The sequence below is a fragment of the Legionella sp. PATHC032 genome (assembly GCF_026191185.1).
GTDB lineage: Bacteria > Pseudomonadota > Gammaproteobacteria > Legionellales > Legionellaceae > Legionella.
The window spans coordinates 1480900-1494181 of the sequence record NZ_JAPHOV010000001.1 but is presented as its reverse complement, the minus strand read 5'-3'; the positions used below and the strand labels follow the sequence as shown (position 1 = coordinate 1494181).

Here is a 13282-nt window from a genome sequence, read left to right as displayed (position 1 = left end):
CATTGTTGTTTGAGAAATACACAAAAATAGTATCAATTTAAGAATTTATGTTTGCTGAATAATATTCATTGCCTGGATCAGCAACTGAAGCCTTGTTCTTCCCTGATAAAAATTAATATCCAGTTTATAGGCGGCATGAATGTATTTAATCCGGTGATTAGGCCAGGATTTTAAATCCACGTTAAAAGCAATTGCATCCAGTGGTTCCCCTCCTTGTGAGGAAATTAATGTCATTTTTAAATGATTTTTTCCGACAATTCGTTGATCCAGAATTTCAAATACATTATCAAATACAGGTTCTGCAAACGCTTGCCCCCAAGGACCAGCTTGTTGTATTAATTGTGCTGTTTCTAAATTCAGTTCATGGGGTTGCAATGGCCCGTCCGTCAGTATTTCTCCTTCGCACTGCGATAAGTCAAGGTGCTTCAGAACCTCTGACACAAAAGCTGATCGAAAGTCATTCAATAATTCGGGACTAATACTTAAACCGGCAGCCATAGCATGTCCTCCGAATTTAAGAATTAGTCCTGGATTATCCTTATCAACAGCAGCCAGTACATCTCTAATGTTTAAATCGGGGACAGAACGTGCTGAACCTTTTAACTCCTGCTCACTGACAGAAGCAAATGCAATAACAGGTCGATGATATTTCTCCTTCATCCTTCCTGCTAAAATTCCTATCACGCCTTGATGCCAGGTTTTATCATGAAGGCATAAGGCAACCGGTAAGTGTTTATTCTCTTCATCTTTAATTGACAATTTCTCCAAAGCAAGCATGGCTTGCTCTTTCATTTCAGATTCTATTTGCCTTCTTTCCAGATTCAACTCATCCAGCTGTTGACAGAAATTTCTTGCCATTTTTGGATCCGTCGTAATTAAACATTCAATACCAAGCGACATATCATCCAGACGGCCTGCGGCATTTAATCTTGGTGCTATGGCAAAACCAAGATCAGACTCTCTTAGCCTTGAACAATCCCTACCAGCAATTTCAATCAAGGCTTTTATCCCCTCTCTGCACTGCCCTTGACGAATACGCATCATGCCTTGATTAACCATGATCCTGTTATTCTGATCAAGCCCCACAACATCTGCTACAGTCCCTAATGCAACCAAATCCAGGAAATTCGCCATATTAGGCTCAGGCAGATTCATTTCACTAAACCAGTTGCAATTGGAAAGATGTCTGCGCAATGCGAGCATAACGTAAAAAATAACACCGACTCCTGCAATTGACTTACTTGGAAACAAACAACCAGGCTGATTAGGATTAACAATAGCGCAAGCATCGGGCAGTGATTCTGCTGGTAAATGATGATCAGTAATTAATACATCCATTCCCATTTTATTAGCCGCATCGACTCCTTCAAAACTGGCTATACCATTATCAACAGTAATAATTAAATGAGGTTGCCATTTGCTTGCCACTTCGACAATGGCAGGAGTAAGGCCATAACCAAACTCAAATCGATTAGGTACCAAATACTCAACAAACTTGGCACCCATAGCACGCAAGGCAGTAATGGCTAATGCCGTAGAAGTAGCTCCATCGGCATCAAAATCACCAATAATAAGAATACGTTGCTCAGAACGCAAAGCGCTCTCTAGTCTTAGGCAAGCCTGATTAATACCTTTTAAAGAATGGAAAGGCAGCAGTGTTTGCAATTGCTTATCAAGTTGAGATTCATCACTAATGCCCCGTGTTATATAAATACGTTTTAATACATCCGGTACATTAGGTAAGTTTACTGTATGCTCAGGTTGTTGTCGTTGTTTAATCAGCATGCGTCAGACTTCTCCATAATCGAGTAAACCAATGAGATTTCGCTTTAATTAAAATACAATTGTTCCAGTACCAATGTGCAGGTATTTTTTTTATTTCAATTTGATGTGATTCGCTTAGAGAATCAATGCTATGTAATAAAACAACTTCGAATTTACTCAGATTCACTGATGGGTCATATAAAGTCACACTCGAAGAGTAAACTTGAGCTATATCCAAAAAATGCTTGTCTGTGCAAATTGAGATTGTGTTTTTATCTTTAAGTTGGCCACTACCCCATGCCCAGATGCCATTAATTAACGATTTCCGAGGGTTAGAGGAGAAAAACATTTGGCTTTCAGTAAAAAATTTTTGCCAATACATAGTCTCATCCAGGTGCGATAATTCCGGCATCAAAGACTTGTCTAACACCTGGTAAATTGGCTTGGCATTAAGAGGTGGCTTATCATCAACTCGCAATAGCCAAGTATATTTATCATAAAAATACAGGCTCATCCTTTCTTCCGCTAAATAGACAGAATATAAATCAAACCAATATTTCACCTCTTCATCTGTTACTCGTAAATCGTTATCAATAGCGACAATGACAGCATCATTATGCGATGCCTGCCAATGCATGGGAGTTAAAATTACCCAATCCCCCTCAAGATTACGGCTGGATTTCAATAGCTTACCTGCTGGTGGATTTGCAAGGTCATAACCGCCACATGCTAACAAATTAAGCACTGCCAAGCCTTGCGATTTCAACAATCTGCCCTCTTTGCTATCACAACTGCCTTCTGTGTTTATAATGACATTCATTGTTTAAATAGCCTTTAGCAAACCATCTCTTTTAAACAAGGCTTTTAAATTTCTTAAGGCCTGTCTTATTCTGTCTTTATTTTCAATTAAGCCGAATCGGACATAACCGTCGCCCTGCTGTCCAAAACCTATGCCGGGTGAAACAGCGACTTGAGCTTCCTTCAATAAATATTTACTGAATTCAAGTGACCCCATAGCACGGTAATTGAGAGGAATAGGTGCCCAAACAAACATGGTACCTTTAGGTTTGCTCACTTCCCAGCCAATGTCATTTAATCCATCACACAAAAGATTACGCCGTTTTTCATAAAGATTTCTTATTTCCAACACACAGTCATCAGGACCTTCCAGTGCTGTAATAGCAGCAACCTGGATTGGAGTAAAAGTACCATAATCCAAGTAGGATTTTATACGTGTTAAGGCAGCCACTAACTCTTCATTACCACAAGCAAACCCAACACGCCAGCCAGGCATATTATAAGATTTGGACATTGAGTAAGTTTCTATTGCAATGTCTATAGCACCAGGAACTTGTAAAATTGAAGGGGCTTTATACCCATCAAAAACTATATCCGCATATGCCAAATCATGAATAATCCAAATATTATTACGCTTGGCAAGATCAACCACCTTTTCAAAAAATTCATATTCAACACAGTGAGTACTTGGATTTGCCGGAAAATTTAAAACCAAGGCTTTGGGTTTTGGCCAGGTTCTGTTAATAGCATCTTCAACAGCAGCCAAAAATTGAATCTCATCGATTAAAGGTATTTGCTTTACATTAGCGCCAGCAATGATAAACCCATAGGTATGGATAGGATAAGCGGGGTCAGGAACAAGCACCGTATCACCAGGGCCCGAAATTGCCAAAGCCAAATGAGCAAGTCCCTCTTTAGACCCTATTGTAGCTAATATTTGTTTTTCACTGTCCAGATGAACATCATAATGGCGCAGGTACCACGTTGCCATCGCTCGACGTAATCTCGGGATTCCTTTCGACATTGAATATCGATGCGTATCAGGTCTTTGAGCAACCTCTATAAGCTTATTAACAATATGAGGCGGAGTTGGCTGATCAGGATTTCCCATACCAAAGTCTATAATATCCTCTCCTCGCGCCCGTGCTTCCATCTTAAGCTGGTTTATTGTATTGAATACATAAGGGGGTAAGCGTTTAATGCGTGGAAATTGACTCATAATATTGACCTCTGTGATATACTGTTAGCCATTATAAACTAATGAACTTTTTAAAATCATGAATATCAATCTAGAAACTGCAGAGCAACATGCAGTACAAGCTTACAGCGATAAAAAGATTCAGATTAATTCCATAATTTATGAAAGTAGTTTAATTGTTTCCAAGAAAGAAATCATTACTGATTTTGTAATTAAAGATATCCAGGATATAAATGATTCATACATTGATTTATTATTGGGAAGCAATCCTGAATTAATTATTATTGGCCATCTGCAAACAGGCAACATATTACCTGTCACTTTAATCAGTCAATTATCACAAAAAAGAATTGGTATCGAATGCATGTCCATAGGTGCCGCTTGTAGAACTTATAACGTCTTATTGAGCGAACACCGAGCAGTTGTTGCAGGATTTATCTTCTAATATCAATCTCATAGCATTACTTATCGCATGAGCCCTATCGCCTTGAACATACCAAAGCTATAACTGCCTTCTTGCTTCCAGCACATTAGGAATTTGCTCCAATTTAGTTAATAAGCGCGACAAACTGTTCAAGCCATCGATCTCAACTGTTAAAGTGATATAAGCCATATTTTCATGTTTATTGCTATGAGTCTGTAAAGCATAAACATGCGCTTTTTCATTTGAAAGCAGAGAAGTAACATCCTTCAACAACTCCGAACGATCAAAGGCTTTAATCAAAACATTAACGACATAATTTTCTCGTGTTGCTGTACCCCAATTCACCTGGATAAATCGACGCTTTTGTTTCTCACTGGCATGAATAATATTAGGACAATCTTTACGATGAACCGATACCCCTCTTCCAATGGTGATATATCCCACTATTTCATCACCAGGGACAGGTTGGCAGCATCTGGCCATAAATGTTAATAAATTCCCAACTCCTTCAATGCGAAGATCACTGCCTGTAACTTCTGGTTTTTGCTGTTGTCTTACAAATTTCTGTAAATTCTGCTCTGAAGTATCTGGCGGTGCCAATCGATTAATAATCTGTCCTATTTTAATATCACCGCGCCCTAAACTGGCATAAAGATCATCCGCTTTTTTATAATTCAATGCCGTAAGAACTTCATTCAGTTTATCCGATTTAATACCTAAAGATTTTAATTCCTTCTCCAGTAGCTCACGACCATCTCTCAGATTATCTTCATAATCTTGCATTTTAAACCAATGCAACACTTTAGCCTTGGCTCTTGCAGTCTTTAAATAATTCAGATGAGGATTAATCCAATCCCTTGATGGTTTGATTTCTTTTCCAGTCAATACTTCAACCCGGTCTCCCGTTTTTAATTGATAAGTCAAAGGCACAATATGGCCATTAACTTTGGCACCCCGGCAACGATGTCCCAAATTACTATGAACATGATAGGCGAAATCCAAAGGAGTCACTCCATGGGGTAAATCCAATACGTCTCCATCGGGAGTAAAGACATACACTCTGTCTTCAAGAAATTCAGTTGTGACATTTTCTGCAATGCCCTTATTAGCTGCCATTTCCTGATGCCATGCCAAAACGTCTCTTAACCACTCTATTTTACGCTCATGGCTTTCTTTTTGTGATACAGCACCTTCTTTGTATTTCCAATGGGCTGCCACCCCCATCTCGGCCAAATCATGCATATGGAAAGTTCTGATTTGTACTTCAAAAACTCTTCCTTCTGGACCCTCTACTGCGGTATGAAGAGACTGATAACCATTGGATTTTGGATTGATGATGTAATCATCAAACTCTGCTGGAATTTGCTTCCACAAAGTATGAACCATGCCTAACACTTCATAACATTGTGCCTCGGTATCTAACAGAATACGAACAGCTGTTGCATCATATATCTCGTCTAATGATACATTTTTGCGCTTCATCTTTTTATAAATACTATGGATATGTTTTGAACGGCCATAAACGGCAAAGTGACGAGCTCCTGTTGCTCGAATCTGATGCTCAAGCTGTTCGACAATACGATTGACAAAGCTGTCTCTTTCCAATCGTTTAGCTTTCAATCCCTTGGCAATCGCCTTATATTCTTCTGGGTGCAAATACCGGAAAGCCAAGTCTTCCATTTCCCATTTGATTGCCCCTATTCCCAAGCGGTTAGCTAGAGGTGCGTAAATTTCCATGGCTTCGGTTGCCAATTGCTTACGTACCGTTTCAGATAGATGCCCTGCCGTTCTTAAAATACATAAGCACTCCGCCAGTTTGATTAAAACAACTCGCACATCATCAACCATCGCAAGGAGCATTTTACGAATATTATCAATTTGATTTTTGTTTTGCGGGTATTTGTTTAAAGCCTGGAAATTGTTCATGGCACTCATTTTTTCTATGCCTTTGACCAATTTGGCAATGTTGTGCCCCAATTGCTCCTCAACATCGTCAATGGATAAATCCGCATAATGAACATTTTCAAAAATAATAGCTGCGGCCAGAGTTTCCTGATCTACTTCCAGGTCAGCAAGCAAATCAGCCATTGATAACCCTTGTTGTAAACAGGTTTGTCCTGTTTCAGTAGCATGATCCTGACCGGCCAATTGACTTAAAGTACAGGCATTTCTTACGAGCTCGAGATTATCCAAATATCCTTTTGAACCGAGATGATGTAACCACATCTCTACGTCAATACTACCATCCGGCGTCAACGGAGTCGTATCTTTTACTCTTACCATACTTATTATCCTTTTTGAAACAAGGCTATAGACTCGACATGCGCTGTATGAGGAAACATATCCATTACCCCAGCTGTTATCAAAACGTAACCTTTTTGATTAACCAATATATCTGTATCTCGAGCTAATGTTATCGGGTTACAGGATACATATACTATGCGCTCGGGATCAATTGCATCAATTTGTTTTGCAATTTCAAGCGCACCAGACCGGGGGGGATCGATTAAAACCTTGCTAAAAGACGTATTAACCAGATTCCTAACTTCCATCACATCATCAAGATTAGCGACATAAAAATCCACATTGGTAATATGATTAGACTTGGCATTCATATAGGCTCTTTCAACCATGTTCTTATTGCCTTCGACACCGATAACTTGAGAGCAATGTTTAGCCATGGGAAGCGAAAAATTACCCAGTCCACAAAATAAGTCTAGCACGATATCAGAATTTTTTAATTCCATTAACTGGATTGCCTGCGTTACCATCTTTCTGTTTAACTCGGCATTTACCTGAGTAAAATCGTTAGGATGAAATTGAAAGGTAATTTGATAATCTGGCAGCTCATAAGTCAAATAATCATGCGTATTTGAAGGATAAAAACAAAAAACTGAATCAGCCCCACCTGGCTGCAGGAATACCTTGTATTGGAATTGTTGCGCAAACTCCCGAATGTTTAACTCATCTTGTTCTGTTAATGGAGATAGATTTCGGAAAATCAGTGCTACTTCATTGTCACCTGCAGCCACTTCAATTTGTGCGATACAATGCTTATCCTCCATTGTATCGATTAATTTTCTCAAATGAACAATATCAGCATCTATTTTTGAATTAAGAATGGGGCATTGATTTATCTCCGTGATAAACCTTGGGTTATTCCTCTCTCTAAATCCAATCAGGGCGGTTTGTTTTTTTTCTACAAAGCGGGTACTTAAACGAGCTTTATTTCTATAATTCCAATGATGGCTTGTTAAAGGCGACAGTACTGTTTGAGGTTCAGTGTGGCCATACCGTGATAGTAAGTCCAAAAGATGGGATTGTTTAAAACGAATTTGTTCCTCGGCACTCATATGTTGCAAAGAACAACCTCCGCACATCTGATAATGAGGGCATTTTGGTTCAACTCTTAGAGTTGAAGGTTCAACAATCGATAATAATTTACCTTCATCAAAATCCTTTTTTACCCGTGTATACTGAAATTCAACCACTTCACCGGGTAACGCTCCCTGAATAAAAGTCGCCTTGCCATTAATTCGTGCTATCCCCTTCCCATCATGGCTTAAATTGACAATCTGTGCGGTTTCTGGAGTAAGATTTAATTTTGGCTTAACTTTTCTCATGAAATGATTCTCAAATAATTATCAATTATAAAAATCTCATGCTACATTTTTAGAATGTTGTATGGATACAAAAAACAAAAAATGCCCAACTAAAGGGCTAAATAATCAAGGGAATGCATAATGTTAAAGAATATCACACGAGCTTTGTCTTTGTCATTGTTAATAACCCATAACATCTGCGCCAATGCAGCGTCTTCTGTCAAAACAATATCTCAACCAACGACCATTCAATTTTTAGAAAAATTTGGTGCAGGCTTTGCCAATCTGGAACATAAAAATCTGGGGGATAGGGTTCAACTGCATTTGCCTAACCATGACAGCAAGACTGGTATTGTAAAACTGACATTACCCAACGGGAGTAAATTAAGTTATGGCGATATCGTGATGTACGGTGGTGATATGTTTGGAAATCCAGCGAAACCCATATCAAATTGCTCTGAGAAAAACAGGTTAGCATGTTTCCAAGCCCAGTTTGACACCCTTGGGACTTTAGGTAATAAACAAGACAAACGTTGCTCTAATCCTCTTAATCAAATAACTCATCTTAATCAATTCTTTGCCAGTCTGGCTAGCGAACTCGAAAAATCAAAACAAAACGGAACAAACGATTGGGATTATTATAATCAGCACGACACAGCTATTAGCAAGGAATTAAACAAACTGACCTGTGGCGGCAGTATAATCAGTGGTTTTATACCCTTTGGCAATTATATTAAATTAGCCGAAGTCAACTATGATCACTTTGTTCCTGATTCAATTGTAGCTTATAAAACAGGTCATAGATTTGCTTTGAAAACAGCTTTAAAAGCTTATGAGAAAAAGCAGCAGGGACTTATCGATGAGGCTAACAAACTCCTTGAATTAGCTTATGCTCAAAACGCTTTTGCTAATCATTACTTAACTGATTCTTTTTCTGCAGGGCATATGCGCACTCCAAGACGAGCCATAGGACATGATATTTTACTGCCTTCTGTTTTAAATCTTCTTATTGCCAATTTGATGCATAATGAAGACAATCAACATGGGTTAAATGTAGTGAATTATGAAGGAATAAGTTGGCTTGCCTATGGAGATGGCTATTTATACAAACCTGAAGCTGAATTACAAAGAATGGTCATTCTGGATGCCATGCAACGTTCCGCAGATAGCATCCATAGTACTTTTATGAATGGAGTAACTCCTGAACACTACCCAGAGATGGATGTGTTTCCCGACTACTCTAAAATTGAACAAATAAATGATACAGCTCCATTATTCAAAGTTGAAAATGGTATTTTGCTGAAGCGTGTTAACAACAAAGACCACTATGATCATCATTGGACAAAATACTGGAGCGGGCTTGTAACTCTAATAGAGTTTCAGGTTAATAAAAATTAAACGTTCTAACTTCTATAAAACAGGCATTATGAAGAAAAATATTATTATGTTTATTGTATCATGCGCCATGTTTATGGAGGCGATTGATACAACTATTCTCAACACAGCAATCCCTGTGATTGCTCATAGTTTAGAGGTCAATCCCATTGATCTCAAACTTGCGCTCATTAGCTATCTTTTAAGTTTGGCAATCTTTATTCCTATAAGTGGATGGATTGCTGATAAATATGGTGTAAAAAAGGTATTTATAGCTGCTATCGGTGTCTTTACCTTAAGTTCCTTATGGTGTGGATTCACTCAAAGCCTTTGGGAATTGGTATTAGCTAGAATTATACAAGGTTTGGGCGGCTCACTAACCGTGCCTGTTGGACGTTTAATTATTCTCAGAACTTGTAAGCGTCACGAATTAATCACAAAGATGAGTATAGTCGTCATGATTGCATCTCTAGGCATGCTACTTGGTCCCTTGCTGGGCGGTATTATTACTGATTATTTTTCATGGCGCTGGATATTTTGGGTTAATATCCCTGTTGGCATAATCGCTATGTTTTTATCTCATAAACTGCTTCCAACTATCCTGCCCAGATCAGTCCCGCCTTTGGATAAATCAGGATTTGTATTGTTTGGAGCCGGCCTGGCCTTCTTAACTTTAGGTTTATCTCTGTTTAGTGAGACTAAAGCAGATATCAGCTACTCTGTTTTAATTATCCTTTTATCTGCCTTACTGTTAATTGGATATACCAGACATTCTCGTAACAAGAGTAATCCTATAATAAAAGTTACTTTATTAAATATAAGAACATTTCGTATTGCGGTATTTGGAAATTTATTAACTCGTTTAAGTTTCGGGGGAATCCCCTTTTTATTGCCATTACTCTTTCAAATTATTTTAGAATACTCCCCCCAGTTGTCAGGATTGTTACTAACGCCAGTAGCATTGGGTGTGTTCCTGGTTAAGCCATTATCATTCTCTATCTTACGAAAATTAGGCTATAAAAAATTACTCATTTTAAATACAGCTTTAGTTTGTTTTTCTTTATGGTCCTTTGCCACCATCAATCAAAGTACTTCTGTCATCTACATTGGTTTTTTAACATTTCTTTATGGATTTTTCATTGCGTTACAATACACAGGGATGAACTCTCTTGCGTATGCGAATATTGACGATAATGATATGAGCTATGCAACAAGTATTATGAGTACAGTCCAACAGTTATCCCAAAGTTTTGGGGTAGCAATTTCTGCCCTGCTGGTGAGTTTATTCACTGTCCAGATTTCGCAGCATTTTGTTTTAACAGTTAAGATTTTTCATCTAACCTTTTTTGCTTTAGGGATACTTACAATTTTTTCAGGATTGGTATTTACCAGCTTAAAGAAAGAGGATGGAAAGGAACTAATTGAGTCACCTACCTAGGTTTTATCACTGTTAACCAGACACCAGGATGACCAAGACAATGCATATCGATACAGTATCTGGTCATTCAAGAAAGTTTAATGTGTATGGAAATTAATTAAATCCAAAGACGATTTAACAACTAACCAGCACAGACAACAAACTAGGTGCATCACTTTCAAGTGACTCCTTTAACCTGGAAAGATTTCTTTTGCACATGGTGAAATTCACATCTTTTGCAAACATAGTCTGAGCCGTTGGTAAAACATTCTCTAAACCAAAGATTATTTCAATAAAGTTATTGATATGAGCCTTGATCTGATTCCAAATTCCTGGAGCTGACTCCAAAGAAGGTTTATAGCTGTATATAATATCGGTGCACTTATCAGCGAGTAGATATTGGTTTATTGGTGCATGAGGAAATCTCAACCTGGAATCTTCTTCCAGGATGACCCCTAGATCATGAAGAAAACCTTCAGCTGCTTCAATAACCGGTTTTTCAAGTCTTGATCGATTGGCATTTAAAATTTGTCCAACACGTAAGTGTAACTGACTTACTGCTTTATGCACTTCACTTTCATCTCGCAATTCATCAGTTACTTCAACAAACAGCCTTTCTCCCTCATCTACTATTCTTCTAAACCATCTAGGCATATTAATGCTCCACAATTAAATAGATTGAACAATTATACAGCATAAAATCATTCATTATCAATCATTTCCACATCAAATTAAGAACAAGTGCTCATTTATACGAGTTATTTTTTAATAAACCCATTTTATTTAGAACTTAAATATTGAGAAATAATTTCTGCGACAGCGGCAGGATCATCCATGTGCACATGATGTCCTCCCTTTACTCTATGGACAGTTAAATTTTTTATTGCTTGGGAACGCCCTTTAAAAACAGAGTCGGGATAAGATACACCTTGGTTGGCGAGAATAAGACAAACTGGCACGTCAATAGCACGAAACATAGCTCGAACTTCATCTTCATGGGGAATAGTCGAGCTAATACAACGTAATCGGGGATCAAATGTCCAAACCCAACCTTCTTTATCTTGTTTTGTGCCTCTTTGAACTAAAGCTTGAGCTGCTTGATAGCTTATATTACCAATATTCATACGGTCTTTTATCGCAGCATCCCGACTTGCAAATACAGTTCTTGGTTGTTTCCCAGATATTAAATAGCCCTCGATATTTAGGGGTAAATAAGCCATACTGTTCTCGATAAAATGAACCGTTGGTCCTAAAATATCTAAAAATACCAGTTTATTGACTTGTTTAGGTTGAGCAATGGCTAGAACAGTTGCTAAAAAAGAACCTAATGAGTGAGCAATAATATCAAAACTCTGCCATCCCAATGCCTTGATAAGATGGCACATGAGAAAAGCATCATTTTTCCAATGAGGAACAACACCCTCAGGATAGTGGCTTGACAGTCCTGTTCCAGGATAATCCACCGCAACTAATTGTCTGTCAGGTAACAATGGCGCTAGCAAATCAAAACTTGCCGCATTATCCATTTTACCATGCAAACACAATACTGGATTGGGGTTTTCTGAATTCCAAATTTTAAGAGCAATAGTAAAACCTGGAATTTTAATCTTTTTTTCTTCGTAAGATGTCAAGATAGATACCTTCTTATTTACATAGGACAATATCAAAGAATCAGAGGTCTGGTATGCATGGAACATTAGCAGTTCGATTCACATAATATAGATCAGTCTGACTATAAATAATACGAGATCCTTTAGGAAGCTGCTTAAGGTATAATCCTTTAGCATTTTGCTCGATTGGAATAATAAAGACATCACAGCCCCAATCAGGAAAACAGGCAGCAGAAACTTCTTTTTCAGGCAAAATTAATGTTTCTCTAGGTTTGACTATGTGCTCTTCTAATGAATTAGCACCAGAAACATTGATTGGCACTGTACCAAAATTATTTATAGCAATGCATAAATTAGTATCAGCCCAAACTACATTAATTAATGAAGAAAAAATAAAAAATAAACAATAAACTAATAAATCCTTCATTAAAACTCTCCAGATGGGGCAAATATTTAAGAGATTTATATACTAATGAGTAGTAGGAGCAAGAGTCAATGAAGAGAATAATATTTTCAATTTCTTGATGACTTTGATGAATGGCAGATCCAAAATTACCATGCTAATATAATTTAAGTGTAATAAGGAAAAATAATAAAAGATTAAGATTCACAATGCTGTATCCGAGAGACAAGGAGAGTATTTTGAGTTTATTATTAACAAGCCCGGCATTTGAACATAACGATTTTATTCCTGATGAATTTACTTGCCATGGATTGGATCGCCCTCCACCGCTCGAGTGGGGAAACGCCCCGCCAAATACCCAATCCTATGTATTAATTATGGATGATCCGGATGCGTTAGGAGGATTATGGGTTCACTGGGTTTTATTCAACATACCGGCAAGTTATAACGAACTGGATGCAGCGATAGATGTACCCGACTCAGCGATAAGCGTTAAGAATAGTTGGGGCAAAACAGGTTACGGCGGACCATGCCCACCAAGCGGAACACATCGATATTATTTTAGGTTATATGCTTTGGATACCTTTTTATCTCTGGATGAAAAAGCAACAAAGAAAGACGTTGAATATGCTATGCAAGGCCATATTCTTGAGACAAGTGAGCTCATTTGTAAATATACTAAAATCTAATCC

Annotated in this window: 12 protein-coding genes; 4 read left to right on the top strand and 8 right to left on the bottom strand. The window is 37.9% G+C overall.

Annotation, left to right across the window (positions count from 1 at the left end; all coding sequences use genetic code 11):
* Nucleotides 1–45: 45 nt before the first annotated feature.
* The 3 genes from recJ to alaC are packed head-to-tail and all read right to left on the bottom strand — an operon-like array spanning nt 46 to nt 3781.
* Nucleotides 46–1785 carry a single-stranded-DNA-specific exonuclease RecJ gene (gene recJ, locus OQJ02_RS06805; protein ID WP_265718463.1) on the bottom strand — a complete coding sequence of 580 codons (1740 nt, stop codon included), beginning with the start codon at nt 1783–1785 and terminating at the stop codon, nt 46–48.
* On the bottom strand, nt 1775–2584 hold the full coding sequence (locus tag OQJ02_RS06800) for a hypothetical protein (protein WP_265718462.1): 810 nt from the start codon (nt 2582–2584) through the stop codon (nt 1775–1777). The genes recJ and OQJ02_RS06800 overlap by 11 nt, the downstream gene beginning before the upstream one ends.
* 3 nt (nt 2585–2587) lie before the next feature.
* Nucleotides 2588–3781 (bottom strand): alanine transaminase, encoded by a 1194-nt coding sequence (alaC, locus tag OQJ02_RS06795; protein ID WP_265718461.1) that lies wholly within the window; start codon nt 3779–3781, stop codon nt 2588–2590.
* 58 nt (nt 3782–3839) lie between these two features.
* On the opposite strand from alaC, the gene OQJ02_RS06790 reads away from it, so the two are divergent.
* On the top strand, nt 3840–4205 hold the full coding sequence (locus OQJ02_RS06790; RefSeq protein ID WP_265718460.1) for an Mth938-like domain-containing protein: 366 nt from the start codon (nt 3840–3842) through the stop codon (nt 4203–4205).
* 57 nt (nt 4206–4262) lie between these two features.
* On the opposite strand, the gene relA is transcribed toward OQJ02_RS06790, so the two are convergent.
* Together relA and rlmD are read right to left on the bottom strand one after the other, a co-directional pair.
* On the bottom strand, nt 4263–6467 hold the full coding sequence (gene relA / locus OQJ02_RS06785) for a GTP diphosphokinase (protein ID WP_265718459.1): 2205 nt from the start codon (nt 6465–6467) through the stop codon (nt 4263–4265).
* A 5-nt stretch (nt 6468–6472) separates the two neighbouring features.
* The gene (gene rlmD / locus OQJ02_RS06780; RefSeq protein ID WP_265718458.1) at nt 6473–7807 is read right to left on the bottom strand and encodes a 23S rRNA (uracil(1939)-C(5))-methyltransferase RlmD; all 1335 of its coding nucleotides are present in this window, start codon (nt 7805–7807) and stop codon (nt 6473–6475) included.
* 120 nt (nt 7808–7927) lie between these two features.
* Between rlmD and OQJ02_RS06775 the strand changes: the two genes are divergently transcribed.
* Both OQJ02_RS06775 and OQJ02_RS06770 read left to right on the top strand, forming a co-directional pair.
* Nucleotides 7928–9184, top strand: coding sequence for a phospholipase (locus OQJ02_RS06775; RefSeq protein WP_265718457.1), 1257 nt, complete (start codon nt 7928–7930; stop codon nt 9182–9184).
* A 28-nt stretch (nt 9185–9212) separates the two neighbouring features.
* The gene (locus tag OQJ02_RS06770; RefSeq protein WP_265718456.1) at nt 9213–10598 is read left to right on the top strand and encodes an MFS transporter; all 1386 of its coding nucleotides are present in this window, start codon (nt 9213–9215) and stop codon (nt 10596–10598) included.
* A gap of 114 nt (nt 10599–10712) precedes the next feature.
* On the opposite strand, the gene OQJ02_RS06765 is transcribed toward OQJ02_RS06770, so the two are convergent.
* The 3 genes from OQJ02_RS06765 to OQJ02_RS06755 all read right to left on the bottom strand — a co-directional run bounded on the left by OQJ02_RS06765 (nt 10713) and on the right by OQJ02_RS06755 (nt 12614).
* On the bottom strand, nt 10713–11231 hold the full coding sequence (locus OQJ02_RS06765) for a hypothetical protein (RefSeq protein WP_106183743.1): 519 nt from the start codon (nt 11229–11231) through the stop codon (nt 10713–10715).
* Nucleotides 11232–11356: 125 nt separating this feature from the next.
* Entirely contained in the window at nt 11357–12208 is an 852-nt protein-coding gene (locus OQJ02_RS06760; RefSeq protein WP_265718455.1) for an alpha/beta fold hydrolase, read from the bottom strand.
* Between the two features lie 40 nt (nt 12209–12248).
* Nucleotides 12249–12614, bottom strand: a complete 366-nt coding sequence (locus tag OQJ02_RS06755; protein ID WP_265718454.1) for a hypothetical protein — start codon at nt 12612–12614, stop codon at nt 12249–12251.
* Nucleotides 12615–12829: 215 nt separating this feature from the next.
* On the opposite strand from OQJ02_RS06755, the gene OQJ02_RS06750 reads away from it, so the two are divergent.
* Complete coding sequence (locus OQJ02_RS06750; protein ID WP_265718453.1) at nt 12830–13279, top strand: YbhB/YbcL family Raf kinase inhibitor-like protein; 450 nt, start codon at nt 12830–12832, stop codon at nt 13277–13279.
* Nucleotides 13280–13282: the final 3 nt, after the last annotated feature.